Source organism: Pseudonocardia sp. DxW (assembly GCF_058448985.1).
Genome location: NZ_JBZFLK010000003.1, coordinates 311,569 through 338,296, shown reverse-complemented (window position 1 = coordinate 338,296; position 26,728 = coordinate 311,569). Strand labels below are relative to the sequence as shown.

General features: G+C 73.6%; 25 protein-coding genes and 1 pseudogene. 18 read left to right on the top strand and 8 right to left on the bottom strand.

Features of this window, described 5'->3' with window-relative positions; all coding sequences use genetic code 11:
- Window positions 1-2: 2 nt before the first annotated feature.
- Window positions 3-905 (bottom strand): 1,4-dihydroxy-2-naphthoyl-CoA synthase, encoded by a 903-nt coding sequence (locus ACVJO7_RS06785; protein WP_344027081.1) that lies wholly within the window; start codon window positions 903-905, stop codon window positions 3-5.
- Window positions 906-1,013: 108 nt separating this feature from the next.
- On the opposite strand from ACVJO7_RS06785, the gene ACVJO7_RS06780 reads away from it, so the two are divergent.
- A complete protein-coding gene (locus ACVJO7_RS06780) occupies window positions 1,014-2,309 on the top strand; it encodes a hydroxyacid-oxoacid transhydrogenase (RefSeq protein ID WP_491672145.1) in 1,296 nt (431 codons plus the stop codon).
- Window positions 2,310-2,321: 12 nt separating this feature from the next.
- Here ACVJO7_RS06780 and ACVJO7_RS06775 read toward each other — a convergent pair whose 3' ends face one another.
- The gene (locus ACVJO7_RS06775; protein ID WP_491672144.1) at window positions 2,322-2,732 is read right to left on the bottom strand and encodes a type II toxin-antitoxin system VapC family toxin; all 411 of its coding nucleotides are present in this window, start codon (window positions 2,730-2,732) and stop codon (window positions 2,322-2,324) included.
- A complete protein-coding gene (locus ACVJO7_RS06770; protein WP_344027088.1) occupies window positions 2,729-2,956 on the bottom strand; it encodes an AbrB/MazE/SpoVT family DNA-binding domain-containing protein in 228 nt (75 codons plus the stop codon). The genes ACVJO7_RS06775 and ACVJO7_RS06770 overlap by 4 nt, the downstream gene beginning before the upstream one ends.
- 121 nt (window positions 2,957-3,077) lie before the next feature.
- Between ACVJO7_RS06770 and ACVJO7_RS06765 the strand changes: the two genes are divergently transcribed.
- The 4 genes from ACVJO7_RS06765 to ACVJO7_RS06750 all read left to right on the top strand — a co-directional run bounded on the left by ACVJO7_RS06765 (window position 3,078) and on the right by ACVJO7_RS06750 (window position 8,338).
- The gene (locus ACVJO7_RS06765) at window positions 3,078-5,969 is read left to right on the top strand and encodes an FAD-binding and (Fe-S)-binding domain-containing protein (RefSeq protein WP_491672143.1); all 2,892 of its coding nucleotides are present in this window, start codon (window positions 3,078-3,080) and stop codon (window positions 5,967-5,969) included.
- Window positions 5,966-6,604, top strand: a complete 639-nt coding sequence (locus ACVJO7_RS06760; protein ID WP_491672142.1) for a DUF998 domain-containing protein — start codon at window positions 5,966-5,968, stop codon at window positions 6,602-6,604. The genes ACVJO7_RS06765 and ACVJO7_RS06760 overlap by 4 nt, the downstream gene beginning before the upstream one ends.
- A complete protein-coding gene (locus tag ACVJO7_RS06755) occupies window positions 6,601-7,446 on the top strand; it encodes a patatin-like phospholipase family protein (protein ID WP_344027094.1) in 846 nt (281 codons plus the stop codon). Before ACVJO7_RS06760 ends, ACVJO7_RS06755 begins: the two co-directional genes overlap by 4 nt.
- Window positions 7,447-7,513: 67 nt before the next feature.
- Entirely contained in the window at window positions 7,514-8,338 is an 825-nt protein-coding gene (locus ACVJO7_RS06750; protein ID WP_344027096.1) for an aldo/keto reductase, read from the top strand.
- A 4-nt stretch (window positions 8,339-8,342) separates the two neighbouring features.
- Here ACVJO7_RS06750 and ACVJO7_RS06745 read toward each other — a convergent pair whose 3' ends face one another.
- Complete coding sequence (locus ACVJO7_RS06745; protein WP_491672141.1) at window positions 8,343-8,687, bottom strand: NADPH-dependent FMN reductase; 345 nt, start codon at window positions 8,685-8,687, stop codon at window positions 8,343-8,345.
- A 61-nt stretch (window positions 8,688-8,748) separates the two neighbouring features.
- Window positions 8,749-8,868 (bottom strand): annotated as a pseudogene (locus ACVJO7_RS06740) (NADPH-dependent FMN reductase); the annotation flags it as partial.
- A gap of 265 nt (window positions 8,869-9,133) precedes the next feature.
- Between ACVJO7_RS06740 and ACVJO7_RS06735 the strand changes: the two are divergent.
- Both ACVJO7_RS06735 and ACVJO7_RS06730 read left to right on the top strand, forming a co-directional pair.
- Entirely contained in the window at window positions 9,134-9,862 is a 729-nt protein-coding gene (locus tag ACVJO7_RS06735; protein WP_491672140.1) for a helix-turn-helix domain-containing protein, read from the top strand.
- 107 nt (window positions 9,863-9,969) lie between these two features.
- Window positions 9,970-10,287, top strand: coding sequence for an adhesin (locus tag ACVJO7_RS06730; RefSeq protein WP_344027102.1), 318 nt, complete (start codon window positions 9,970-9,972; stop codon window positions 10,285-10,287).
- A gap of 26 nt (window positions 10,288-10,313) precedes the next feature.
- On the opposite strand, the gene ACVJO7_RS06725 is transcribed toward ACVJO7_RS06730, so the two are convergent.
- The 3 genes from ACVJO7_RS06725 to ACVJO7_RS06715 all read right to left on the bottom strand — a co-directional run bounded on the left by ACVJO7_RS06725 (window position 10,314) and on the right by ACVJO7_RS06715 (window position 14,147).
- Window positions 10,314-11,963, bottom strand: a complete 1,650-nt coding sequence (locus ACVJO7_RS06725; RefSeq protein WP_491672139.1) for an ABC-F family ATP-binding cassette domain-containing protein — start codon at window positions 11,961-11,963, stop codon at window positions 10,314-10,316.
- 110 nt (window positions 11,964-12,073) lie between these two features.
- Window positions 12,074-12,808: a dienelactone hydrolase family protein gene (locus ACVJO7_RS06720; RefSeq protein WP_344027106.1), complete on the bottom strand. Its 735-nt coding sequence runs from the start codon at window positions 12,806-12,808 to the stop codon at window positions 12,074-12,076.
- 64 nt (window positions 12,809-12,872) lie between these two features.
- Window positions 12,873-14,147 (bottom strand): MFS transporter, encoded by a 1,275-nt coding sequence (locus ACVJO7_RS06715; RefSeq protein ID WP_344027152.1) that lies wholly within the window; start codon window positions 14,145-14,147, stop codon window positions 12,873-12,875.
- Window positions 14,148-14,501: 354 nt separating this feature from the next.
- Here ACVJO7_RS06715 and menD point away from each other — a divergent pair, with 354 nt between their 5' ends.
- The 11 genes from menD to ACVJO7_RS06660 all read left to right on the top strand — a co-directional run bounded on the left by menD (window position 14,502) and on the right by ACVJO7_RS06660 (window position 26,662).
- Entirely contained in the window at window positions 14,502-16,223 is a 1,722-nt protein-coding gene (gene menD / locus ACVJO7_RS06710) for a 2-succinyl-5-enolpyruvyl-6-hydroxy-3-cyclohexene-1-carboxylic-acid synthase (RefSeq protein ID WP_491672138.1), read from the top strand.
- 315 nt (window positions 16,224-16,538) lie between these two features.
- Complete coding sequence (locus tag ACVJO7_RS06705; protein ID WP_491672137.1) at window positions 16,539-16,682, top strand: hypothetical protein; 144 nt, start codon at window positions 16,539-16,541, stop codon at window positions 16,680-16,682.
- 330 nt (window positions 16,683-17,012) lie between these two features.
- A complete protein-coding gene (locus tag ACVJO7_RS06700) occupies window positions 17,013-19,040 on the top strand; it encodes a hydantoinase/oxoprolinase family protein (protein WP_491672136.1) in 2,028 nt (675 codons plus the stop codon).
- Entirely contained in the window at window positions 19,037-20,887 is a 1,851-nt protein-coding gene (locus ACVJO7_RS06695) for a hydantoinase B/oxoprolinase family protein (protein WP_491672135.1), read from the top strand. The genes ACVJO7_RS06700 and ACVJO7_RS06695 overlap by 4 nt, the downstream gene beginning before the upstream one ends.
- Before the next feature lies 1 nt (window position 20,888).
- Window positions 20,889-21,092 carry a hypothetical protein gene (locus tag ACVJO7_RS06690; RefSeq protein ID WP_491672134.1) on the top strand — a complete coding sequence of 68 codons (204 nt, stop codon included), beginning with the start codon at window positions 20,889-20,891 and terminating at the stop codon, window positions 21,090-21,092.
- Window positions 21,089-22,708 carry an AMP-binding protein gene (locus tag ACVJO7_RS06685; protein WP_491672133.1) on the top strand — a complete coding sequence of 540 codons (1,620 nt, stop codon included), beginning with the start codon at window positions 21,089-21,091 and terminating at the stop codon, window positions 22,706-22,708. The genes ACVJO7_RS06690 and ACVJO7_RS06685 overlap by 4 nt, the downstream gene beginning before the upstream one ends.
- Window positions 22,705-23,046, top strand: a complete 342-nt coding sequence (locus ACVJO7_RS06680) for a hypothetical protein (RefSeq protein WP_491672132.1) — start codon at window positions 22,705-22,707, stop codon at window positions 23,044-23,046. Before ACVJO7_RS06685 ends, ACVJO7_RS06680 begins: the two co-directional genes overlap by 4 nt.
- Window positions 23,030-24,232, top strand: a complete 1,203-nt coding sequence (locus ACVJO7_RS06675; RefSeq protein ID WP_491672131.1) for a thiolase family protein — start codon at window positions 23,030-23,032, stop codon at window positions 24,230-24,232. Before ACVJO7_RS06680 ends, ACVJO7_RS06675 begins: the two co-directional genes overlap by 17 nt.
- Window positions 24,229-25,122, top strand: a complete 894-nt coding sequence (locus tag ACVJO7_RS06670) for an enoyl-CoA hydratase (protein ID WP_491672130.1) — start codon at window positions 24,229-24,231, stop codon at window positions 25,120-25,122. Before ACVJO7_RS06675 ends, ACVJO7_RS06670 begins: the two co-directional genes overlap by 4 nt.
- Window positions 25,119-25,901: an enoyl-CoA hydratase/isomerase family protein gene (locus tag ACVJO7_RS06665; protein ID WP_491672129.1), complete on the top strand. Its 783-nt coding sequence runs from the start codon at window positions 25,119-25,121 to the stop codon at window positions 25,899-25,901. Before ACVJO7_RS06670 ends, ACVJO7_RS06665 begins: the two co-directional genes overlap by 4 nt.
- A complete protein-coding gene (locus tag ACVJO7_RS06660; RefSeq protein WP_491672128.1) occupies window positions 25,898-26,662 on the top strand; it encodes an SDR family NAD(P)-dependent oxidoreductase in 765 nt (254 codons plus the stop codon). Before ACVJO7_RS06665 ends, ACVJO7_RS06660 begins: the two co-directional genes overlap by 4 nt.
- The last annotated feature ends 66 nt before the right edge of the window (window positions 26,663-26,728 follow it).

Sequence of the window (26,728 nt, the reverse complement as noted above, 5' to 3'; positions counted from 1 at the left end):
CGCTAGTAGTACCAGGGGAACGGCGACCAGTCCGGCTCCCGCTTCTGCAGGAACGAGTCGCGCCCCTCGACCGCCTCGTCGGTCATGTAGGCCAGCCGGGTCGCCTCCCCGGCGAACAGCTGCTGGCCGACCAGCCCGTCGTCGGCCAGGTTGAACGCGTACTTCAGCATCCGCTGCGCGGTCGGAGACTTGCCGTTGATCTCGGTCGCCCACTGCAGCGCGGTGGCCTCCAGCTCGGCGTGCGGCACCACCTCGTTCACCGCGCCCATGTGGTGCATCTGTTCGGCGGAGTAGGTCCGGCCGAGGAAGAAGATCTCCCGCGCGAACTTCTGCCCCACCTGCTTGGCCAGGTAGGCCGAGCCGTAGCCGCCGTCGAACGAGCCGACGTCGGCGTCGGTCTGCTTGAACCGGGCGTGCTCGGCGCTGGCCAGGGTCAGGTCGGCGACGGCGTGCAGCGAGTGCCCGCCGCCGGCGGCCCACCCGTTGACGACCGCGATGACGACCTTCGGCATGAACCGGATCAGCCGCTGGCACTCCAGGATGTGCAGCCGTCCGGCGCGGCCCTGCTCGACGGTGTCCGCGGTGTCCCCGGACGCGTACTGGTAGCCGGTGCGGCCCCGGATCCGCTGGTCACCGCCGGAGCAGAAGGCCCGCTTGCCGTCCTTGGGCGACGGCCCGTTGCCGGTCAGCAGGACGCAGCCGACGTCGGCGCTGGTGCGGGCGTGCTCGAGTGCGGTGAACAGCTCGTCGACGGTGCCGGGCCGGAAGGCGTTGAGCACCTCCGGGCGGTCGAACGCGATCCGCACCGCACCGGTGGACACCGCGCGGTGGTAGGTGATGTCGCGGAAGGCGAACCCCTCCACCGGCTTCCAGGCGTCGGGATCGAAGGTCTCGGAGACGGGCATGGCTCCGAGCCTAGGTGCCGCCCGGACCGCCGCCGGATGCCACATCCCGAGCGGCGGGGCAGACTCGGGGGCTCCGGTGCCCGATGCCGCGCGACCCAGGAGGAGTCCATGACGAGCCCGTCCGTCGACCTGACCGAGGAGACGATCTTCACTTGGGGTGCGCCGCCCCTGAAGTTCGGTGCCGGAGCGATCGACGAGATCGGCTTCGAGATGACCGGGTACGACGCGGGCCGGGTGCTGATCGTGACCGACCCCGGCGTGCGCACGCTGGGGATCCCGGACCGGATCGCCGAGTCGCTGCAGCGCTACCGGATCTCCAGCGAGATCTTCGACGGCGTGCACGTCGAGCCGACCGACGACTCGATGACCAAGGCCACCGAGTACGCCAGGGCGCAGGGCCCGTGGGACGGCTTCGTCGCCGTCGGCGGCGGCTCCGCGATCGACACCGCGAAGGCGATCAACCTGCTGACCAGCGGCCCCGGCGAGCTGATGGACTACATCAACAAGCCGATCGGCAACGCGAAGGCGCCGGAGGGGCCGCTCAAACCGCTGATCGCCGTCCCGACCACGGCCGGCACCGGCTCGGAGTCCACCGCGATGTGCGTGCTGGACGTGCTGTCGATGAAGGTCAAGACCGGGATCAGCCACTGGCGGCTGCGCCCGACGCTGGCGGTGATCGATCCGCTGCTCACCATGTCGCTGCCGCCGGAGGTGACCGCGGCGTCCGGGATGGACATCGTGTGCCACGCAGTGGAGTCCTACACCGCCCGCTGGTACACCACGTTCGACCGGAAGAAGCCCGAGGAGCGGGTCACCTACTGCGGCTCGAACCCGGTGTCGGACCTGTGGTGCGAGAAGGCGATGACGCTGCTGGCGCGCTCGTTCCGGACGGCCGTGCAGCACGGTGCGCAGGACGTCGAGGCGCGCTCGGACATGATGATGGCGGCGACCTTCGCCGGGATGGGCTTCGGCAACTCCGGGGTGCACATCCCGCACGCCAACGCCTACCCGATCGCCGGGATGGTCCGCGACTTCCGGCCGTCCGGCTTCCCGCAGGACGAGCCGATGGTGCCGCACGGCATGTCGGTCTCGCTGACCGCGCCGGAGGCGTTCCGGTTCTCCTTCTCCTCGGCCCCGCAGCGGCACCTGAAGGCCGCCGAGCTGATGGACCCGCGGGCGGAGCGGCGCAACGACGAGCGCGAGCAGCTGCCCGGGGTGCTGATCGACCTGATGCGCGACATCGGCATCCCGAACGGGATCGGCGGGGTCGGCTACACCGAGGCGGACGTGCCCGACCTGGTGCCGGGCACGATGAAGCAGCAGCGGCTGCTCGCCACCTGCCCGCGCACCCCCACCGAGGACGACATCGCCGGCATCCTCACCCGCTCGGTCGAGAACTGGTGAGGGCGGGGCGCGTCACGGCGCGATGAGCTCGATGCCGGGGAAGTACGTCCGGTAGCGCGCGGCGTCCCGGGTGAGCAGCCGGTGTCCGCGGACGGCGGCGTGCGCCCCGATGTAGAAGTCGGGAAGCGGGAAACGCCGCTCACCGCCCCGGCGACGGTAGGCAAGGAACGCCTTCCCGGCCACGAATCCGGCCTGCCACGGCAGGTCCTCCCTGCCGACCGCGGAGTGCGGCACCGCCTCGTCGAGATCCTCCACCCGCCCGAACCCGGTGGAGATCTCGGCGTAGATCAGCGGATTGATCAGGACCGGTCCGTTGTCGGCGGCGTCGGCGAGAGCCGTCGAGGACCAGTCCGCCCATCGCGGATCGTCGGTCAGGACGTCGAGCAGCACGCTCGAGTCGATGAGCGTGGCGGGCCCGGTCACGGCTCGCGCAGCAGGCCGAGCAGCTCGTCGGTGCTCAGGCCGGTGTCCGCGCGGCCCCGCATCCCCCGGACGAGCCGCCGCCCCCTGGTCGGTGCGTCCTCGGTCCGGACGATGCACAGCACCCCGTCGCGCTCGACGACGTCGATCTCGTCGCCTTCGTGCAGGCCGTGCCGGTGGCGCAGCTGTGCCGGGATGGTCACCTGGCCCTTGCTCGTGAGGCGCACCGAAACCTCCGGGATGGTCGAGACCTGCCGGATCGAGGTCTCCGACGTATGACTGCTCCCACGTCATACTACGCCGCAGGCGGTAGCGTCGCGGACGTCCCGAACTGCTGGGAGGAGCTCCGTGAGCACCGCTGCGCGTCCCACCACCGCGTACCGCACCCTCGAGAACGACCTGCGTGCCGCCGTCGGCGGCGACATCCGGTTCGACGCCGCCAGCCGCGCCATGTGGTCGGCCGACGCGTCGAACTACCGCGGCGTCCCGATCGGGGTGGTCGCGCCCCGCGACGCGGACGACGTCGAGGCGGCGATGGCGGTCTGCCGGGAGCACGGCGTGCCGGTGCTGCCGGTCGGGTCGCGCACCTCGATCGCCGGGCAGGCGGTGAACACGGCGGTCGCGCTGGACTTCCGCACGCACATGGACGCGATCCTGTCCGTCGACCCGGACGCGCGGACCGCGACCGTGCAGCCCGGCGCGGTGTGCGACGCCGTCCGGGACGCCGGCAGGCCGCACGGCCTGACGTTCGGCCCGGACCCGTCCACGCACAACCGCTGCTCGATCGGCGGGATGATCGGCAACAACGCCTGCGGCTCGCACTCGGTGGCCTGGGGCAAGACCGTCGACAACGTGCACGCGCTCGACGTGCTGACCTACCGCGGCGAGCGGATCACCATCGGCGGCTCCGGCACCGAGTCCGGCGCGATCCCGGACGCGCTGCGCCGGCTCGGCGCCGAGCTCGCCCCGGAGATCGACGCGCACGTCCCCGAGCTGACCCGCCGGGTGTCCGGCTACAACCTCGACCAGCTGGTCCCCGGGAACGTCAACCTGGCGAAGGCACTGGTCGGCACCGAGGGCACCTGCGCGACGATCCTGGCCGCGACCGTCGATCTCGTCGAGTCGCCGCCGGCCCGCGCGCTGGCCGTGCTCGGCTTCCCGGACGCCTACCACGCCGCGGACAACGTGATGATCGTCCGCGAGCAGCGGCCGCTCACCATCGAGGGGATGGACGCCGGGCTGATCGCGTCGCTGCGCGCGCTGCGGCCGAACGAGACGACCAGCCGGATGCTGCCCGAGGGCAAGGGCTGGCTCTACGTGGAGACCGGCGGCGAGGACCGCGCGGCGGCCACGGCGGCGGCGCAGGCCGTCGTCGCCGCGATGAAGCCGTACACCACCGGCGCCGTCGTGGTCGCCGAGCCGAAGGAGATGGCCGCGCTGTGGCGGGTCCGCGAGGAGGGCGCCGGGCTGGTCACCCGCTCGCCGGAGGGCGGCGAGGCCTGGCCGGGCTGGGAGGACGCCGCCGTCCCGCCCGAGAAGTTCGGCGCCTACCTGCGCGAGTTCGACAAGGTCCTGGAGCGGCACGGCCGCAAGGGCATCTACTACGGCCACTTCGGCGACGGCTGCCTGCACGTCCGGATCGACTTCGACCTGCTCACCGAGCCCGGGATCGCGAACTTCCGGGAGTTCATGACCGACGCCGCCGACGTCGTCGTCGCGCACGGCGGGTCGCTGTCCGGGGAGCACGGCGACGGCCAGGCCCGCGCCGAGCTGCTGCCCCGGATGTACCCGCCGCAGATCATCGCCGGGTTCGAGCGGTTCAAGGAGATCTGGGACCCGGACGACCGGATGAACCCGGGCCGGGTCGTCCGGCCGGCCACGATGGACGAGAACCTGCGCACATGGGTCGGCATGCCCACCATGCCGGACGAGCCGAAGCTCGCGTTCGGCCACGACCGCGGCAGCTTCCACCGGGCCACCCGGCGTTGCCTCGGCGTCGGCAAGTGCGCGATCGACACCGGCTCCGGCGTGATGTGCCCCAGCTGGAACGTCACCCGCGAGGAGAAGCACTCCACCCGCGGCCGGGCCCGGCTGCTGTTCGAGATGGCGAACGGCGAGGTGATCACCGACGGCTGGCGCTCCGACGAGGTCGCCGAGTCGCTCGACCTGTGTCTGTCCTGCAAGGGCTGCAAGTCCGACTGCCCGGTCGGTGTCGACATGGCCGCCTACAAGACCGAGTTCCTGGCGAACCGCTACCACCGCCGGATCCGGCCGCGCGCGCACTACTCGATGGGCGCGCTGCCGCGCTGGCTGCGCGCCGCCGGGGTGCTGCCCGCCGCGCTGGTCGACGGGATCAACCGGCTCGCCCGGGTGCCGGCGCTGGCGCGGGTCGCGAAGCGGATCGGCGGGATCGACGCCCGCCGGGACATCCCGCCGATCGCCCGCGAGACCTACACCTCCCGGGCCGCCCGCGGCGTCCCGATGTCGGCGGTGCCCGATCTCGGCGTCGAGCCGGGCTCGCGCGGCCCGCTGTTGCTGTGGACCGACACCTTCACCGACCACTTCGACCCGGACGTCGCCGCCGACGCCGTCGCCGTGCTCACCGCGCTCGGCTACCGGGTGGAGCTGCCGCCGCGCAACGTCTGCTGCGGCCTGACCTGGACCTCCACCGGGCAGGTCACCGCGGCCCGCCGGGTGCTGGCGCGCAGCCTGCGCGCGATCGGCCCGGCGCTCGACGCCGGCGTCCCGGTGGTCGGGCTGGAGCCGTCCTGCACCGCCGCGCTGCGCAGCGACGCCGCCGAGCTGCTCCCCGACGAGCCGCGGGTGAAGCTGGTCGAGCAGCAGGTGTCGACGTTCGCCGAGCTGCTCGCCCGGCACGCCGACGAGCTGTCCGCGGCGGCCGGCACCGGCAACGGCGCCGCCCTGGTGCAGATCCACTGCCACCAGCACGCCGAGCTGGGCAGCGAACCGGACCGCGCGGTGCTGGGCGCGCTCGGCGTGGACGCCACCGTGCTCGACTCGGGTTGCTGCGGGCTCGCCGGGAACTTCGGCTTCGAGGACGGCCACTACGACGTGTCGATGGCCTGCGCCGAGCGCGCCCTACTGCCCGCCGTCCGGGCCGCAGGCGACGCGGTGGACGTGCTCGCCGACGGGTACTCCTGCCGCACCCAGGTACGCCAGGCCGGGGAGCGGGAACCGGTGCACCTGGCCCAGATCGCGCACCGCGCGCTGCGCGGGTGAGCGCGCGGCTGCTCGGCACACTCGGCGTCGCCGGCGCCGTGCTGTCGGTGCTCCTGATCGGCGCCCAGCACCTGGCCGATCCGTCGATCGACCCGGTCCGGAGCACGATCAGCGCCTACGGCCTCGGCGGCTTCACCCCGCTGTTCGACGCCGGCGTGCTCGCCCTCGCGATCGGCTCGGCCTGCGTGCTGGCCGGCGGCGTCCGGTCCGGGCTGGTGCCGGTCCGCTCGGCGGCCGCCGCCGGGTTCGCGACGTGGGTGGCCGCGCTGCTGCTGGTGGTCGCCTTCGAGAAGGTCGACTGGTCGGTCGGGGCGACCCCGTCCGGGCTGGTGCACCTCTACGCCGGGCTGGTCGCGTTCGTCGCGCTGCCGGTCGCGGTGGGCGCCCTCGCCCGGCTCCGGTGGGGGCCCGGCTGGCCGGTGCTCGCCGCGGCCGCCGCGGTCGCCGCGCTGCTCTGGTTGTCCCCCTTCGTGATCGGCGTGGTGTCGGCGCCGTGGACCGGTGTCCCGTGGTGGCGGTTCGTGCCGATCGGGTTGGTCCAGCGCGGTCTCGCGCTGACCGAGGTCGTCGCCGTCGTGATCGTGGCACTGTGGGTGCGGACACGGGAGACGGCCGAGCTGGAGGGGGCGCGATGAGCGACGACCGGCGGGCGCTGGTCCTGGGTGGCGGCGGGGTGACCGGTGTCGCCTGGATGTACGGGCTGGTCGCCGGACTGGCCGCGAACGGCGTCGACCTGGGCCGGGCCGATCTCGTCGTGGGGACCTCGGCCGGATCGGTGGTGGGCGCCAACCTGGCCGCCGGCCGGGACCCGCAGGCGTTGCTGGAGTCCCAGCTCGCACCGCCGACCGGGGAGGTCGCCGCGCAGCTCGGGATCCGGGCCGCGGCCCGGATCGGGATCGCGGCGCTGGCCGGCCCGCGCGACGCCGAGCGGGTCCGCGCCCGGCTCGGCCGGATGGCGCTGGCCGCCGACACCGGCCCGGAGTCCGAGCGGCTCGCGGTGATCGAGTCCCGGCTGGCGGGCGTCGACTGGCCCTCCGGGGGCGACCTGCGGGTCACCGCGGTGGACGCGCGCACCGGCGCGTTCCGGGTCTTCGGCCGAGACGACGGCGTCCCGCTCGCCACCGCGGTCGCCGCGAGCTGCGCCGTCCCCGGCGTGTGGCCGCCGGTCAGCGCCGCGGGCACCCGCTGGATCGACGGCGGCGTCCGGTCCACCGCGAACGCCGACCTGGCCGCCGGGTACGGCCGGGTCGTCGTCCTCGCGCCGCTGGGCGGATCCATCGGCGGTGCGGCCCGGCCCCGGGCGCAGGCCGAGGCGCTGGCGGCGCTGGCCCGGGTGGCGTTCGTCGAGCCGGACCGCAGGTCCCGCCGGGCGTTCGGCCGCAACGTCCTCGATCCGGCCCGCCGGGCCGGATCGGCGCGGGCCGGGCTGGCCCAGGCCGCGTCCGTCGCCGCGGAGGTCGCCCGGGTCTGGGCCTGAGTATTCCCGGCTGAGAGCAGTCCGACTCGCGGGCATGGCCGGCCGGTGGCGTGGGTAGCCCGGACACATGTCTGTTCCCACCATCAAGCTGAACGACGGCCGCGAGATCCCGCAGCTGGGCTTCGGTGTCTTCCAGATCGAGGCCGGGCACACCGCGGAGAAGGTGAAGGCGGCCCTGGACGTGGGCTACCGGCACATCGACACCGCCCAGATGTACGGCAACGAGGAGGGCGTCGGGCAGGCGATCGCCGACTCCGGGATCCCGCGCGACGAGCTGTTCGTCACCACCAAGCTGAACAACGACGGGCACGGCCGCGCCGAGGCCGTCCGCCGGCTCGACGAGAGCCTGGCCCGGCTCGGGCTGGACCACGTCGACCTGTACCTGATCCACTGGCCGCGGCCCGGCGAGAACCGCTACGTCGAGACCTGGCAGGGCCTCGAGGACGCCCGGGACGCCGGCAAGGTCCGCTCGATCGGCGTCTCGAACTTCCAGATCCCGCACCTGGAGCGGCTCGCCGCGGAGACCTCGACGGTGCCGGCCGTCAACCAGATCGAGTTCCATCCGCAGCTGGTGCAGCGCGAGCTGCGCGAGTACCACCAGCAGCACGACATCGCGACCGAGGCGTGGAGCCCGATCGGCCAGGGCAAGGGCCTGCTGGAGGCCCCGGAGCTGGCCGAGCTCGCCGAGCGGCACGGTCGCTCGGCCGCCCAGGTCGTGCTGCGCTGGCACATCCAGCTCGGCAACATCGTGTTCCCGAAGTCGAACAACCCGGACCGGATCCGGGAGAACTACGAGATCTTCGACTTCACCCTGTCCGACGACGACATCGCGGCGATCGAGAAGCTGCACACCGGCACGCGGATCGGGCCGGACCCGGACACCTTCGGCTGAGCACTCACGCCCCGGGGTAGGGGGCGTCCGCGCGGGCCTGCGCCAGCGCGGCCGCCCACCAGGCGAGGCTGTCGAGGACCAGCTTGGCCTGCGTCTCGGCGGCCGGGTCGTCCGGGCGCCCGTCGTCCCAGTGCAGGTAGTACTCGCCGAAGCTCAGGCCGTCGCGCACCGGGACGGCGTGCAGCTCGGCCAGGACGTTCTCCAGGTGCAGCACCGCGTGCCGGCCGCCGGACGGGCCGCCGTACGACGCGAACGCCACCGGCTTCGCCGTCCACTGGGTGAAGTGCCAGTCGATCGCCGCCTTCAGCGAGGCCGGGTAGCTGTGGTTGTACTCCGGCGTCACGATCACCGATGGCGCCCGCCGCCTCCAGCGCGTCGGTCAGCCGGGCCATCCCGGGCGGGCGCGGGTGCGCGCCGGCCCTCGGCGAGAGATCGGGCAGCGCGAGCGGCAGGTCGACGTCGGCGAGATCGACGACGTCGACGTCGAACCCGCCGTGCACCCGGGCACGGTCGGCGACCCAGGACGCCACGACCGGTCCGAACCGGCCGTTCCGGACGCTGCCGACGACGATGAGCAGTGACGATGTGGTCGTGGACCCACGGTGGGCCCGGCCCGGGGCGCCGGGGAGACCGTGCCCGGGCCGGCCCCGGCAGGGCCACCCTCCGGGACCGGTGCCGACGTAGCCTCGGTCGGGTGGCCGGATCCCCGCTGGGCGAGTTCCTCCGGACCCGGCGGGACGGCGCCCGGCCGGGCGACTTCGGGCTGCCGCTCGGCCCCGCCGCCGGGCCCCCGGGTTGCGCCGCAGCGAGCTCGCCGCGCTCGCCGGGATCAGCGTCGAGTACCTGGTCCGGATCGAGCAGGGGCGGGACCGGCACCCGTCGTCGGCGGTGGTGCGCGCGCTGGCCGACGCGCTGCGGCTGGACGCGGCCGACCGCGAGCACCTGCGGCACCTCACCAAGGTCACCGACGGGTCGGAGTGCCTGGCCGGGTCGCCCGTCCCGCGCGACGGCGTCCGGCCGGGCGTGCAGCGCCTGCTCGACCTGGTCGAGCCCGGCGTCGCGCTGGTCACCGACCGGCTGGGCACCGTGCTCGCGCACACCAGGGCGTTCGCCGTGCTGGCCGGCGCCTCCGGCCTGCTCGACGACCCGCGGCCCAGCCTGACCCGCTACCTGCTCGTCGACCCGCGGGCCCGGGAGGTCTTCCCGGACCGGGACCGGCTCGCCGACGAGCAGATCGCGCAGGTGTGGCTCGGCCCGCCGCCGGAGCAGCTGGACGGGTTCCGCGCCGGGCTGCCCGCCGCGGCGCTGGCCGAGCTCGACGACCGCCTCGCCCGGCACCCGCGAGGTGCACGGGGGGCCCTGCGCTGGCGTCATCCGGCGGGGGAGCTGCGGCTGGACCGGGAGATCCTCGAGCTGCCCGCCGACGACGGCCTGCAGCTGACCGTCCTGCTGCCCGCCGACGACCGGTCCGACGAGGTGCTGCGCGCCGTCGTCCGGGAGCGCGGCCTGCGGGTTGTGACGTAGAGCACATTCGATGTTCCCCGAGCGCACGGGCCCATCGGCGACCCGAACGGGGCCGGTGCCCGGGTGCCGCGGTGGACGCGACCGGCCGCATCCGTACGGTGGGGACGATGTTGGCGATCACCGAGAACGCTGCCGAGGCCATCAAGACCCTGAGCACCGACGCGGAGCTGCCCGAGGAGGGCGGTCTCCGGATCACCGCTCCGGACCCGGAGCAGGGCCTGGAGCTGGCGCTGGCCCCGACCGGCGACGCGCAGGACACTGTGCTCCGCGGCGAGGGCATCACCGTCTTCCTGGAGCCGGCCGCGGCCCAGATGCTCGACGACAAGGTGCTCGACGTGCAGCCGGTCCAGACCGACGCGGGCGAGCAGGAGCTGCGCTTCGCGATCGTCGCCCAGGGCGACGCCGAGGAGCCGGCCCAGAGCTGACGCCGCCGGGCGGGGCCGTGCCCGGATCAGGACTCCAGCAGGGCCCCGTCGCGGACCTCCCAGCGGCGGGTGGCGCGCACCGTGTCGAGCATCCGCCGGTCGTGGGTGACCAGCAGGACGGTCCCGGCGAACCCGTCGACCGCCTCCTCCAGCTGCTCGATCGCGGGCAGATCGAGATGGTTGGTCGGCTCGTCGAGCACCAGCAGGTTCACCCCGCGGGCCTGTAGCAGGGCGAGCGCGGCGCGGGTCCGCTCGCCGGGTGACAGCGACGCCGCGGGCCGCAGCACCGCCTCGGCGCCCAGCGCGAACTTCGCGAGCAGCGTCCGCACCTCCGACTCCGGCCAGTCCGGCACCTGCTCGCCGAACGCGCGCAGCAGCGCGTCGTCGCCGAGGAACGCCCCGCGGGCCTGGTCGATCTCCCCGACCAGCACCCCGGAGCCGAGCCCGGCCGAGCCGGACTCCGGCTCCAGCCGCCCGAGCAGCGCGGCCAGCAGGGTCGACTTCCCGGCCCCGTTCGCGCCGGTGACGACCACCCGGTCGGCCCACTCGACCTGCGCGGTCACCGGGCCCAGCACGAACCCGCCGCGGCGCAGCACGGCGCCGTCCAGCCGGGCGACGACCGAGCCGGAGCGCGGCGCGGACGCGATCGTCATCCGCAGCTCCCACTCCTTGCGCGGCTCCTCGACGACGTCCAGGCGCTCGATCGCGCGCTCGGTCTGCCGGGCCTTCGCGGCCTGCTTCTCGCTGGACTCGGCGCGCAGCGCGCGCACGTTCTTGTCCGGGTCCTTCGTCTTGCGCCGGGCGTTGCGCACGCCCTGGGCCATCCAGTTCCGCTGCATGACGGCGCGGTCCTTCAGCGACGACAGCTTGTCGGAGTACTGCTCGTAGGACTCGCGGGCGTGCCGGCGGGCGGTCTCCCGTTCCGCCAGGTAGGACTCGTAGCCGCCGTCGTAGATCCCGATCCGGTGCTGCGCCCGGTCCAGCTCGACGATCCGGTTCACCGTGCGGGACAGGAACTCCCGGTCGTGGCTGACGAGCACGGTCGGGGTCCCGCCGCGCCGGCCGAGCGCGCCGACGAACGCCTCCAGCCGGGCCAGGCCGTCCAGGTCGAGATCGTTGGTCGGCTCGTCGAGCAGCAGCAGGTCGTAGCGGGACAGCAGCAGCGCGGCCAGGTTCGCCCGGGCCGCCTGCCCGCCGGACAGCCCGGTCATCGGCGCCTGCGGGTCGATCGCCAGGCCGACCTCGCGCAGCACGTCGCCGGAGCGCTCCTCCATGTCGGCGCCGCCGAGCGCCAGCCAGCGGTCCAGCGCGGTCGCGTACCGGTCGTCGGCGCCGGGGATGCCGTCGCCGAGCGCCTCCGCCGCTGCGTCCATCGTGGACTGCGCGTCGGCGACGCCGGTGCGGCGGGCGAGGAACCCGGCCACCGTCTCGCCGGGGCGCCGGTCCGGCTCCTGGGCGAGCAGGCCGACGGTCGCGTCCGGCGGGGCGAGCGTCAGCGTCCCGGCGTCCGGTGCCCGGGAACCGGCCAGGATCGACAGCAGGGTGGACTTCCCGGCGCCGTTCGCGCCGACCAGGCCGATCACGTCGCCCGGGGCGACGACCAGGTCGAGGCCGGAGAACAGGGAACGGTCGCCGTGCCCGGCGGCGAGGCCGGAGGCGTGCAGGGTGGCGGTCATTTCCCGCGGAACGTTACCCGCAGGCGCCGCGCGTGATCACGGATCGGGCACCGATCCGGTCGCCCGGCGACCGGCCCGGTTCCCGATCCGTGATCACCGGGCACGGCCGGTCAGAGGTGCGCGGCGAGCAGGCGGTGCAGGGCCTCCCAGTGCCGCTGCTCGGCGGCCGCGTCGTGGGCGGGGGTGTCGGCGACGGCGAAGCCGTGCGCGGCCGGGTAGATCTCGACGGTGTGCTCGACGCCGGCGTCGCCCAGCGCGGCCTCGAGCCGGGCGCGCTGCTCGTCGGGGAAGCCGCGGTCGTTCTCGGCGCCCGCGACGTACACGGTCGCCCGGATCCGGTCGGCCAGCCGGTGCACGCTCGCCGGGTCGTCGGTCGCGACGTTCCCGGCGTGGAACGACGCCGCCGCGGCCACCCGCTCCGGCTGGGTGCCCGCGGTGCGCAGGCTCATCACCCCGCCCATGCAGTAGCCGGTGACCCCGATCCGGGGGCCGGCCACCTCGGGCCGGTCGAGCAGCGCGGTCACCCACGCCTCGGCGTCGACGGCGACCAGCCGCGGCTCCAGCGAGCCGACCATGCCCATCAGGCGTTCCCGCTCGGCGTCGTCGGCGAAGACCGTCGACATGTCGAACGGGGCCCAGTCGCCGTGCCGGTGGTAGACGTCGGGCAGCAGCACCGCGAAACCGAGTGCCGCGAGGTGCGCGGCCATGTCGTGCATGGCCCTGCGCACCCCGCCGGCGTCGACGTAGAGGATCACGCCGGGCCAGGGCCCGTCGCCGTCGGGGGTGTGCAGCGACGCCGGGGCGTCGCCGTCCGGCGTGGCGATCGTCAGGTCGGTGCGTGGCATCGGTCGGCTCCCGGGGGACGGAGATCGGGTGGTACCCGTTCTACGCCCCCGGGAGCCGGGCCGCTCAGCTGCGCTGCAGCTCGGCGCCGTCGAGCCGCCGGGTGCGGGTCTCGGAGTAGGCGGCGACCGCGATGATCGTCACCACCGAGCTGGCCGCGATGTAGGCCGCGATCGCGTACCCGCTGCCGGTCGCGACCAGCAGCGACGCCGCGATCAGCGGGGCCAGCCCACCGGCGAACACCGAGGCCAGCTGGTACCCGATCGAGATGCCGGAGTAGCGCACCTTGGTGCCGAACAGCTCGGACAGGAACGCCGCCTGCGGGCCGTACATGGCGCCGTGCAGCACCAGGCCGACGGTCACCGCCAGCGCGGTGAGCGCGAAGCTCTGGGTGTCGATCAGGTAGAAGAACACGAACGCCCAGAGCCCGACGCCGACCGCGCCGAACAGGTACACCGGCTTGCGGCCGACCCGGTCCGAGATCGCCCCCCAGACCGGGATGGTCACCAGGTGGACGGCGGCGCCGATCAGCACCGCACCCAGCACGAACGACGACGGCAGGTCGAACCGTTCCTGCAGGTAGGTCGCGATGACGATGGTGAAGATGTAGTACGAGACGTTCTCCGCGAAGCGGGCGCCCATCGCGGTGAGCACCTCGCGCGGGTACTCGCGCAGCACGTCCAGGATCGGCATCGTCTCCTTCTCCCCGGCGGCGCTGCGCTCGGCGGCCTTCGCCTGCGCCTCCCGGAACACCGGGGACTCCTCGACGGCGAGCCGGACGTAGAGCCCGATCAGCACCAGCACCGCCGACAGCAGGAACGGGATCCGCCAGCCCCAGGACAGGAACGCCTCCTCGGACTGCACCAGCGCCATCACGCCGAGCATCGCCTGGGCGAGCAGCTGCCCGGCCGGGGCGCCGGCCTGCGGCCAGCTCGCCCAGAACCCGCGGTGCTCGGGCCTGCCGTGCTCGGAGACGATGAGCACCGCCCCGCCCCACTCGCCGCCGAGCGCGAAGCCCTGGATGATCCGCAGCAGCACCAGCAGGATCGGCGCCAGGATGCCGATCGTGGCGTAGCCGGGCAGCAGGCCGATCGCGAACGTCGCGAAGCCCATCATCAGCAGCGACAGCACCAGCAGCTTCTTGCGGCCGATCTTGTCGCCGTAGTGACCGAACACCAGGCCGCCGAGCGGGCGGGCGATGAACCCGACCGCGAAGGTGCCCATCGACAGCAGGATCCCGACGGCGCCCTCGCTGTCCGGGAAGAACACCATCGGGAACACCAGCGCGGCCGCGACGCCGTAGAGGAAGTAGTCGTACCACTCGACCGTCGTGCCCAGCATGCTCGCGGCGACGACCCGCACGATCGGCGTGTGCGGCCGATCGGCCGCGGTCTGGCCGGGTTGTGTGTCGGACACGGTCTCTCCCCATCGTGAGACTGGTTACCTCGGTCGGTTGCGTCACGATAGGACGAGAGGGTGACGTTTTCACCGGTTGTGACCACATCCGCGGTCGGTGCCCGACGTGGCCGGGCCACACCGGGTCCCCGGCGACCGTCAGACTGGGGCACATGGCCGACCACGAGTACCTCCCGCTGCCGGACGCCGACCGCGCGCCGGCGGCCGCGCGGCCCGGGCGGCCGGGGCCGTGATCGGCGTCGCGGCGGGAACCGCGGCGACCGGCCTAGGGTCGGGACGGTGAACGGCTCCACCGCCCAGGCCAGGGTGATCGTCGACGAGCTGGTGCGCTCCGGCGTCACCGACGCGGTGCTCTGCCCCGGGTCCCGCAACGCGCCGCCGGCGTTCGCGCTGGCCCGCGCGGACGAGCTCGGGCTGCTCCGGCTGCACGTGCGGATCGACGAGCGCACCGCCGGCTTCCTCGCGCTCGGCCTGGCCGTGGCGTCCGGCCGCCCGGTCCCGGTCGTCGTGACGTCCGGGACGGCGGTCGCGAACCTGCACCCGGCGGTGCTGGAGGCCGCGCACGCCGGGGTGCCGCTGCTCGCGCTGACCGCGGACCGCCCGCCCGAGCTGGTCGGCACCGGGGCCAGCCAGACGATCGCCCAGGCTGGGATCTTCGGGACCGCCGTGCGCTGGTCCGGCTCGCTCGCGGTGCCTTCCGGGGTGTCCGGGGTGTCGGAGGCAGAGGTCCGCCGCTGGCGGTCCGGGGTGGCCCGGGCACTGGCCGCGGCGACCGGCGGCGGCTCCGGCGGGCCGGGCCCGGTCCAGCTGGACCTGCCCTACGCCGAGCCGCTGGTCCCCGACACCGACTCTGCCGATCCTGCCGCTGTCGCCGGCTCCCCGGGCGCGCCGCGCCCGGGGTCGCGGGACCTGCTCGGCCCGGGGATCCCGGGCGGGCGCCCCGGTGGCGCCGGCTGGACGGTGGCGCCCCGGCCGGTCCGCACGCTGCCGCCGCTGCCGCTGGACCCGGCCGCCCGCACCCTGGTGATCGCCGGATCCGGCGGTCCGGCCGCCGATCCCGGGCTGCTCGGCGGGGCCCCGCTCGCCGCGGAGCCGTCGTCGCCGTGGTGGCGGCACGCGCTGCGCGCGGCGCCGTGGCTGCTCGACCGGCCGGAGCTGCGGCCGTCCCAGGTGGTGGTGCTCGGCAGGCCGACCCTGCACCGCGCGGTCGCCCAGCTGCTCGCGGACCCGGACGTCGCGGTGTACGCCGATCCCGGCCCGGACGGCGACACCTGGACCGACGTGCCGGGCACCGTCCGGGCGGTCGGCGCGCTGCCCGCGCTCGCCCCGCCGGACGACTTCGCCTACGCCTGGGGCGCCGCCGACCGGGCCGCGTCGAAGGCCCTCGACGCCGCCCTGGACGGCGAGCTCGCCGCGGGCGCGCCCGGCCTGCGGCTGGCCAGGGACCTGGTCGCCGAGCAGTCGGACGGCGCGCAGCTGGTGCTCGGCTCGTCGAACCCGGTGCGCGACGTCGCGCTCGCCGCGGTGCCCCGGGACGGCCTGGTGATCCGGTCCAACCGAGGGGTGGCCGGGATCGACGGCACCGTCTCCACGGCCGTCGGCGCCGCGCTGGCGCACGCCGGGCCGACCACGCTGCTGCTCGGCGACCTGACCCTGCTGCACGACACCACCGGTCTCGTGCTGGGCCGCTCGGAGCCCGCCCCGGACCTGACCGTGGTGGTGCTCGACGACGACGGCGGCGGCATCTTCCACCTGCTGGAACAGGGCGGGCCGGAGCACGCGAGCGCGTTCGAGCGGGTGTTCGGCACCCCCACCGGCGCCGATCTGCTCGGCCTGGCCCGCGCGCTGGGCTGGACGGCCGTGGACTGGTCCGGCGACCCGGCGGAGCTGGCGGCCCGGACCGGGTCCGGGCGGCGGCTGGTGCGGGTCGCCGCCTCCCGCAGCGGGCTGCGGGACGCGCACGCCGCGCTGCAGGTAGCTGTGGGCGAGGCCGTGGTATGACTCCGCGGCCGCGGAGGCCCGAGCCGATGCACAGTCGTGAACTGACCCTCTTCGGTGCGTGAATTATTACTTGCTAGTAAGTAATAACCGCGGATTTGGGCGAGCCGGCGTGGAACAGCGCCGGGCGATGGCCGTGGCGGCGGTGGCGGCACTCGGGGTGGCGACGGTGGTCGCGACGGCGCTGGCCGCGCGCGGTCAGGCGGCCGGGCGGGACCGGCTCGACATCGAGGTGTTCGCCGAGATCCCGGTAGCGGGACAGCAGCACGTCAGTGAGCCACGCGCCGGACCGTCGAAGATCTTCGCGCTCGATCCACCGTGGAGTCCCTCGTCCCGCTCTACATCGCGGCCACGGGGTTCCTGTCCGCGGCCTTCTGTGCGCCGATGGTGCTCGGGATCTGGTCGCGGCGGTGCACCTCGGCCGCCGCCGCGGCGGGCCTGATGGTGGGAGTGGTCTCGTAGGCCGTGGTGTCCTCGTCCTGGACACACCCAGCTCCTCGGAGATCCCCGTCGGCATCCCGATGTCGTTCCTCGCTGTCGTCGTGACGGGCTCGCCGAGCCGGTGCTCATGGCGGAGGAGGTGGTGATGGCGGAGCGGGCGCGCGCGCCCGCCGGACCGGAGTGAGCAGCCGGACCTCTGGGTCCCGCCCGAGGCGATAGTCGACGGGTGAGGTCCGTCGACGTTGACGGGCATAGGGTCAATTATTACTATCGGGTTAGTAAAGATTAGATGCAGTAGTGGATGCCGACGGCTCGGGCGGGATCCGGAAGAGCGACGAAGGGACCGACGCAATGGTGCGGATCGGGATCGACACCGGTGGAACGTTCACCGATCTCGTGGTTGCCGATGGGGACGAGATCCGGATGGCGACGAAATCGCTCACCACGCACGGGGAGCTGGCCGCGGGGTTGCTGAGTGCGGTGGGCAAGGCCGAACTCGAACCCGGCGAGGTGGAGAGCGTCGTGCACGGCACGACGGTCGCGTTGAACGCGATCCTCACCCGGCGGGGCGCGTTGGTCGGGTTGCTGACGACGCGGGGCTTCCGGGACCTGCTCGACATGGGGAGGGGCTGGCGCTCCGCCGACGCGCTCACCGACCCCCGCTGGCGACGGCCGCACGAACTGCGGCCGATCGTCGAGCGGCACCTGCGCCGCTCGGTCGCCGAGCGGGTACGCGCCGATGGATCGGTGCTCCTCCCGCTCGACGAGGCGGGCCTGCTCGCCGAGGTGGACGAGTTGTACGAGCAGGGCTGCCGGAGCATCGCGGTCTGCTTCCTGCACGCCTACAAGTTCCCTGCCCACGAGGAGCGGGCGGCCGAGCTGATCCGGGAGCGCTATCCCGACGTCGGGGTCAGTCTCTCCTCGGCGGTCGCCCCGTTCCCGCGGGAGTACAACCGGCTCTCCACCTGTGTCCTCAACGCCTACGCCCGGCCACTGATGCAGAGCTACACCCGCTCGGTCGAGGAGCGGCTCGCCGGTGCCGGGCACGCTGCACCTCTGAACTTCATGACCAACGACGGCGGGGTGAGCAGTCCCGCCGCCGTCTCCGCACGCCCGGTGACCACGCTGAACAGTGGCCCCGTCGGCGGCGTGATGGGGGTGCAGAGCTATTCCCGCTCGTTGGGACAGCCGAACCTGGTCGGCTTCGACATGGGCGGGACCAGCACCGACGTCGCCGTTATCACCGAGGGCAGGGCCTCGACGAAGCGTGAGCTGGAACTGGAGCACGACCTGATCGTCAGCATGCCGGTGCTCGAGATCCACAGCATCGGGGCCGGGGGCGGCAGCATCGCCGCACTGGACGCCGCGGGCGGGGTGGCGGTCGGGCCGCAGAGCGCGGGCAGCGTCCCCGGGCCTGCTTGTTACGGCCGCGGTGGGGAGGTCCCGACCGTGACCGACGCGCTGCTGCTGCTCGGCTGGCTGGATCCGAAGATCCCGCTCGGTGGGGAGATCCGGCCCGACACCGCGGCGGCCGAGCGCGCGTTCGGTCCACTTGCCGAGGGGCTCGCGACCACTCCCGAGCAGGTTGCGGGCACCGTCGCCCAGGTCGCGATCCACAACATGGCCGAGGCAATCCGTCAGCTCACCGTCTACCGGGGCGTTGATCCTCGCGAGTTCGGTCTGCTCGCTTACGGTGCCGCCGGACCGCTCGCCGCGACCCAGGTCGCCCGGATCCTGGAGATGCCCCGGGTGGTCTTCCCTGCGCTGGCCGGCGTGTTCTCGGCGTTCGGCCTGCTGGAGGGGGCCGGATTCGACGAGGAGGTCGTCCCGGTGATGGCGATCGCGACTGAGGAGGTAGCCGCCGGCGCGTTCGCGACGATGCGTGAGACCGCCGTGAAGGTCCGCGAACGGTTCGGGCATCCCGACGCGCACGCCGAGTTCGTCGTCGACGGCATGTACGCCGGGCAGCGGTGGGAGCTCCCGGCGCTGGTCGACCCGACCCAGCCGGATCCGGCCGCGCACCTGGCGGAGCAGTTCGGCGAGGCGCACCGGCGCCAGTACGGCTACCAGCTGCCGGCGCCGGTGCAGATCGCCAACCTGCGGGTCCGGCTGGTGGTCCCAGAGTCCCGGGCGCCGCGCCCGCCCGCGTTGACCCGGACCGATCCGGCACCACCGCGCGCCGGCCGGGACATCGTCGTCGGCGGAGAACGCGTCACCGCGTCGGTCTTCGGGGCGGAGGAGCTCGCGGCGGGCCAGATCGTGCGCGGCCCTGCCGTCATCGAGGCACCCAGCTACACCGGCGTCCTGGTCCCGGGCGACGTCGCCCGGGTCAACCAGGTCGGCGACATCGTGGTCGAGCTTGAGGAGAGCGTCCGATGAGCACGAGCATCACCCCGACCGCCGACGAGATCCGGTCCACCTACGGCCTCGATCTCACCACCGCCGAGGTGCTCCGGCACGCGCTGCGGTTCGTCTCCCTGCAGATGCAGCTGAAGATCAACACTGCTGCGCTGAGCCCGCTGCTGAACGAGGTCAACGACTTCGGGATCGGCCTGCTCGGGCCGCGCGACCCGGATCGCGACCTGGACTTCGACGCGATCGCGATGGCGACCGCGGCGCCCGGGCACTACGTGATCAACCAGTTCTACGCGCGGATGGCGATCGAACACTTCGGAGCGGAGAACTTCCGGCCCGGCGACGTGGTCGTCTACAACGACCCGTACCGCGGCGGTAGCCATGTCAACGACGTCGGTGCCCTGATGCCGATCTTCGACGGCGACGAGCTGATGGGCTTCGCCGTCAGCATCACGCACTGGCTCGACATCGGCGGCCCGGTCCCCGGCGGCCTGGGCGCCGGTCTGCAGCGGGACATGTACGCCGAAGGAATCAAGATCACCCCTCGGCGGCTCTACCGGGAAGGGGAGCTGGTCACCGAGACGCTGGAGCTGTTCACCGAGCAGACCCGGATCCCGGACCTGTCGGTGAACGACCTGCAGGTGATCCGGTCGGCGCTGCAGCTCGGTGCCGACATGGTCGGGCACTATCTGCGGCGCTACGGCGCCGCCGCCTACCGCAGCGCTGCCCAGTACACGGTGGACTACTCCGAGCGACTCGTGCGGCACGCGCTCACCCGGATCCCGGACGGCGTCTACGAGGCGCAGGACCACCTGGACAACGACGCCGCCGGCAATCCGATGCTGCTGCGCTGCACCGTGCGCAAGCACGCCGACCGGGTGGAGGTCGACTACTCCGGCAGCTGCCGCGCCGAGTGGTTCGGCTACGCCTCGCAGTGGTCGGACACCGTCTGCGCCGCGCACCTCGGGGTCGCCGCGATCCTGGACCAGACCGGGATCACGCCGAACGCCGGCGGTTACCGGCCGATCGACGTCGTCGTCCCGCCCGGATCGTGCCTGCACGCTCTGCCGCCAATGTCGACCAACGCCGGGCACACCATGCTGCTGACCAAGGCGTTGAACCTGGTCAAACAGGCCCTCTCGCAGGCCGACCCGGAGCTGGCCGTCGGCGAGAACTACGACGACGTCTCGGTGATCGGGTTCGCGGGGCTCGACGACCGCGGCCCGGCGCCGGTGCCGTTCGTCGCGATGCGGCCGTTCTCCGGCCCCTACGGCGGTACCCGGCGCGGCGACGGCTGCGCGTTCACCCTGGTCGAGGGAGGCAACTGCGTCGAACCCTCGATCGAGCTCGACGAGATCGCCTACCCGGTGCTGATCCTGGAACGCGAGTTCGTCGCCGACACCGCGGGACCCGGCGAGCACCGCGGTGGCCCGGCGAACCGGGTGCTGCTCTCCCCGCAGGTCGACGTCGAATCGCTCTACCAGGTCGACCAGTGCCGGTTCCCGACCAAAGGGGTGATCGGCGGCGGTGCCGGTGCCCTGGCGTCGATCACCGTGTACCGCGCCGCCGTCGGGGAGTGGGCCGCCGGCCGGGAGCTGGCAGATCCGGAGGTGGTGGCCGGGATCGCGGACGCGGCGACCGGTCGTCCGGTTGCGTCCGAGGACGTGCCGGGCGCCGAGTTCCGGCTGAGCAAGCGGGCCGGGGTCCAGTTCGGCGCCGGTGACGTAATCGCGGTCCAGCTGCCGGGTGGTGGCGGCTACGGAGCGCCGTCCCGGCGCAGCGACGAGGCCGTCCGGCGGGACCTGCGGGACGGGATCTACACGACCGAGACGCGGGCCCGCGGTGCGGTGTCCGGCGCGGAGGGAGAGTGACATGCTGTACCCCCAAGCAACCGAGAAGACCCTGGACGAGCCCGTCGAGCACGTGGACGGTGTCTGCGCGGCCTGCGGCGCGGCCGAGCTGCACCGCTACCGGCTGGCCGACTACCGGGGCTGGCTGCGGGTCGTGAAGTGCCGCGGCTGCCTGACCACCGCGGAGCGCGAGCGTGTCCCCGCGCCACCGCAGGGCACGTCGTGAGCTGGACACCGCCGACCTCGCTGGACGCACCGCTGCCCTTCGAGCTCGACCCGATGGACCGGGTGTTCAGCGTGGTCGTCGAACGATGGGCCGCGCATGATCCCGACCGCGAGTGCCTGGTGCAGGACGACGGCAGCACCCTGACCTACGGCGAGCTGGACCGGTCGGCGAGCACCATCGCCGCCGGGCTGCGTGAGCTCGGGATCGGGATCGGGGACCGGGTCGCGACCCTGCTGGAGAACGACCTGCGGGTCGTCCAGGTCGGGATCGCACTGTCCAAGCTGGGGGCGGTCGAGGTCCCGGTGAACCCGGCCCTGGTCGGCGCCAGCATGCGGCACGTGCTGGCCGACGCCGACCCGACGGCCTCGGTCGTGGCACCACGGTTCCGGGACGCGCTGGTCGCGGCGCTACCCGACGGCGGGGCCCCGGTGCTGGTGTCGGCCGGGCCGCTCGACGGTTCGGCGGAGCCGGAGCCGGGGCCGTCGCCCTCGGTCGAGGAGATGCTGGCCGGTCCCACGGTGGAGCTGCGGACCTCCGCCGAGATCCGGGCGAGCTCGCCCACGGCGATCATGTACACCTCTGGGACGACCGGCCTGCCCAAGGGAGCCCTGCTCCCGCACCACCACTGTTTCCGGATCGCCCAGCGCACGGCCGGTGCCCTCGCCCTGACCACCGAGGACACGCTGATCTCGATCCTGCCGCTGTTCCACGCCGGCGGCCGGTACATGAACGTCGGCGCCTGCCTGCTCTCCGGTGCGCGGTGCGGCTTCGTCCGCCGGTTCAGCGGCGCGGCCTACTTCGAGCAGGCACGGGCGTTCGGCGCCACGGCCATGCACGCCGTCGTCTCGGTGGGGCACTTCCTGCTGGCACAGGAGCCCTCCGCGGCCGATCGCGACCACACGATCACCAGGGGCCTGCTGGCCCCGCGTCCGACGGCGGTGGGGGACGCGTTCACCGAGCGCTTCGGGTTCGAGGTGTTCGAGGCCTACGCCAGCACCGAGAGCAACATCTCGGTGTTCAACCTGGACGGGCGCAAGGGCGCATGCGGGCGTGCCTACCTGCCGTACCGGGTCCGGATCGTCGACGAGCACGACCGGGAGCTGCCCGCCGGGGAGACCGGCGAGATCGTGGTCGGCTGCGACGAGCCGTGGTCGACCTTCTCCGGCTACTGGAACCAGCCGGCAACGTCGCTCGAGGTCCTGCGGAACTTCGGCCTGCACACCGGCGACGCCGGCTACCTCGACGCCGACGGCTTCCTGCACTACGTCGACCGGATCAAGGACATGATCCGGCGCCGCGGGGAGAACGTCGCCGCCCAGACCGTCGAGGACGTGGTCAACATGATCGACGGGGTGGCGGAGTCGGCGGCCTACCCGGTCCCCTCGGAGTTCGGCGAGGAGGAGATCGCGGTCGCCGTGGTGGCCCGCGCCGGGCATGCCCCGACCTCGGAGGAGATCGTCACGGCCTGCCGGCAGAAGCTGCCGCGTTTCGCGGTTCCCCGCTACGTGCGCCTCGTCGACGACCTGCCGCGGACCGAGACCGGAAAGATCCAGAAGTTCCGGCTCAAGCAGGCCGGAACCGCCGGCGCCCACGACCACCCGGAGGTGCGCACATGAAGTTCCTCGTCCGTCAGGCGCTCGGCGAGGGTGGTGACGTCACCCGCGACCACCTGCAGCCGATGGCCCGGGTGGTGGCAGGCTCGCTGGAGGACCCGCCGCGCGGACCGGTCGTCTGGCTCGGCGGCTGCGGCGACATCGAGACGAGCGAGTTCTTCATGCTCTTCGAGGCGCCGGACCAGGCGACCATCGACTCCGCCGTCGCCGAACTGCCCGGGCTCATCTCCTGCAAGCGGGTGATGGCGGTGGACCGCTCTACGCTGGCCCGTGGACTGATGCTCGGCCTGGCCAAGGACTATGAGGACCGTCGCGGGACCGAGGATGAGCACCGTGCGTGAGGTCGTCGTCAGCGGGGTCGGGATGACCCGCTTCGGGAAGCATCCGGACCGGCCGGTCTCCTCGCTGGTCGCCGAGGCGACCGGAGAGGCGCTGGCCGACGCCGGGAGGACCGCGGCCGATCCGGCGATCGGCGCGATCTACTACGGCAACGTCCTCGGCGGTCTGTTGCAGGGCCAGGAGTCGGTCCGCGGCCAGCACGCGATCCGGGCGACCGGGCTGTCCGGGGTCCCGCTGGTCAACGTCGAGAACGCCTGCGCCTCCGGGGCGACGGCGCTGCACCAGGCGTGGCTCGCGGTGGCGTCCGGGCAGACCGAGAGCGCGGCCGCGATCGGGGCCGAGAAGCTGGTCGTGGCGGAGAAGGGACGAGCCCAGGCGGCGCTGACCTCGGCGCTGGACCAGGAGCGGCTCGACGAGATCCGCGACGAGCTCGGGAGCCGGGACACCGGATCGGTGTTCATGGATGTCTACGCCCGCTTCGCCGCCCGGTACCAGGAGTCCTCCGGCGCGACGCCGGAGGACTTCGCCACGGTCGCGGTCAAGAACGCCGCGCACGGGGCGCTCAACCCGAAGGCGCAGTACGGCCGGGAGCTGACCGTCGCCGACGTGCTCTGCGCCCGGCGGGTCACCGGTCCGCTGACGGTGCCGATGTGCGCCCCGCTGTCCGACGGCGCGGCGGCGGTCGTGCTGACGACGCCCGGTCGCGCGCGGCGGGACGGTGCGGACCCGGTCCGGCTGCTCGCGACCGCGCTCGGCTCCGGGAGCCCCGGACAGTACGGCGAGCTGGTGCCCGAGGTGGCCCGGCGGGCGTTCCTGGCGGCCGGCGTCGAACCCGGCGATATCGACGTCGTCGAGTGCCACGACGCGGCCGCGCCCGCCGAGCTGATCGTCCTCGAACAGCTCGGGCTGTGCGCCGAGGGTGCGGCCCCGGCCCTGCTCCGCGACGGGGCGACCCGGATCGGTGGCCGGCTCCCGGTCAACCCGAGCGGCGGGCTGCAGTCGAAGGGACATCCGCTGGGCGCCACCGGGCTTGCTCAGGTGGTCGAGCTGGCCGACCAGCTGCGCGACCGAGCCGGGGCCCGGCAGGTCGACGGCGCACGGTACGCGATCGCCGAGAACGCGGGCGGCTATCTCGGACCAGACGCCGCGGTCGCGGCCGTCACCGTCCTGGGAAGGAACCGGACATGAACGACGAGGACAGCACCCGGCCGCGGGTGCGGCTCGAACACCCCGCCGACGGGGTCGCCAGGGTGGTGCTGACCCGCTCGGCGAAGCTCAATGCGCAGGACCGGCGGATGCTGCACGAGCTCGACGACGCCTACCAGGCTGCCGTCCGCGACGAGTCGGTCCGGGTGATCGTCCTCGCCGCCGAGGGGGACGACTTCTCCGCCGGTCACGACCTGAACCTCGACCGGGCCTTCGACATGGACGGCGTCACCCCGCGCACGCTCACCGGCGGCTTCGCCGCCCCCGGCGCCGAGGGCTGGTACGCCGTGGAGGAGGAGGTCTTCCTGGGCCTGTGCCTGCGCTGGCGGGAACTGCCCCGGCCGCTGATTGCGCAGGTGCAGGGCCGCGCGATCGGCGGGGCGCTGGAGCTGATCTGGCCGTGCGACCTCATCGTCGCCGCCGACGATGCCGTCTTTCTCGACCCGACCAGCGCGTTCGGTGCGGCGGCGGCCGAGTACTTCGTGCACCCGTGGGAGCTGGGACACCGCCGCGCGAAGGAGATGCTGTTCACCGGTGAGCCGATCGGTGCACAGGACGCCCGTGCGCTCGGCATGGTGAACCGGGTCGTCGCACGGGCGGACCTGGAGGCCGAGACGCTGGCGCTCGCCCGGCGGATCGCAGCCCGCCCGCAGTTCGGCATCCGGCTGGCCAAGCGTGCGGTCAATCGGGCGCTCGACCTGCAGGGCATGCGCTCCACGGTGGAGTCCACCTTCGACACCCACCATCTCGCGCACGCACACAACCGCGAGCTCTTCGGCAGCATCGTCGACCCGTCCGGGCCGGCGATCATCCGCGCCGACGCTCAGCGCGGACCCGATCACCGCACCACCGAACGGAGTGACGACGCGTGACACAGGACGACGTCCGGTTCGAGGTCCGGGGCAGCGCCGCCTGGATCACCCTGAACCGGCCCGAGCGGCGCAACGCGCTGTCGGTCGAGCTGCTCGACGGCGTCGCGTCCGCGCTGCGCACGGCCGAGGGAGATCGTGCCGTGCGCTCGGTCGTGTTCGCCGGGGCCGGTCCGATGTTCTGCGCCGGCGCCGACCTCACCCGGGTGCTCGACGAGCTGGGCGGCGCCGGGGTGGCCCGCTTCCTGCGCCGGGCCGCCGGGCTGTTCGACCAGGTCGCCCGGCACCCGAAACCGGTGATCGCGGCCGTGCACGGCGGTGTGGTCGCCGGCGGGCTGGAGCTGGTGCTGGCCTGTGACCTGGTGCTGGCCGCCCGCAGTGCCACTTTCGCCGATGGGCATGCCCGGTACGGCATGTTCCCGGCCGCGGGCGGCGCGACACGGCTGCCCCGGCGGATCGGGGCGAACCGGGCCAAGCAACTGCTGTTCACCGCGGAGAGCTGGAGCGCCGAGCGGATGTACGAGGCGGGCCTGGTCACCGAGGTGGTCGACGACGACCGGCTGGCCGCCGCCGCCCAGCAGCTCGCCGACCGGATCGGCCGGCTCAGCCCGCTCGGCCTGGCGGGGATCAAGGACGTCGTCGACACCGGTCTGGAGCGTCCGCTGGAGGATGCGCTGGCCTACGAGCTGGCCGCCTGCGAGGAGTACACCGGCAGCCGGGACTTCGCGGAGGGACTGCGGGCCTTCGCCGCCCGCCGCGAGCCGGGGTTCGTCGGCGAATGAACGTGACGGGGAAGGTCGCGATGGTCGCCGGCGGTGCGTCGGGCCTCGGCCGGGCCGTGTGCACCCACCTGGCTCAGTCCGGCACGTCGGTGGCCGTGCTGGACCGGGACGGGACCGGTGCGACGGCACTCGCGGCGGAGCTGCCCGCGGCGATCGGGATCGAGGCCGACGTGGCCGACGCCGGCGCGGTGGAACGCGCGCTGGAGCGGACGCTGGCCGAGTTCGGCGCGGTCCACATCGGGGTCAACACCGCCGGGGTGGTTGATGCGGCCCGAATCGTCTCCCGGCGCGGCCCGGCGGCGCTCGAGGACTTCGAACGCGTCATGCGGATCAACCTGTGCGGCACCTTCAACGTCATGCGGGTCGCGGTCGCGGCGATGCTGGCGAACGAGCCGGACGAGGACGGCGAACGCGGCGTCATGATCAACACGGCATCCGGGGCGGCCTATGACGGGCAGAGCGGCCAGGCCGCCTACAGCGCCAGCAAAGCCGGTGTGATCGGGCTGGCGCTGCCGGTCGCGCGGGACCTGGCGGGCACCGGCGTGCGGGTCAACACGATCGCACCCGGGCTGTTCGAGACGCCGATGACCGGCTCGCTGCCGGACCGGGTCCGGGCCGGGATCGAGCAGACCCTCCTCGAGCCGCCCCGGATGGGGCGGCCCGAGGAGTTCGCGAGGATGGTCCGCTCGATCGTCGAGAACGGGTATCTCAACGCCGAGTGCATCCGGCTCGACGCCGCCGTCCGCCCGCCGCCGCGCTGAACGGTGCGTTCCGGCCGGTAACGTTCGACAAGGGTGCCCGGCGGGGCCGCGGCACCGAGAAGGAGA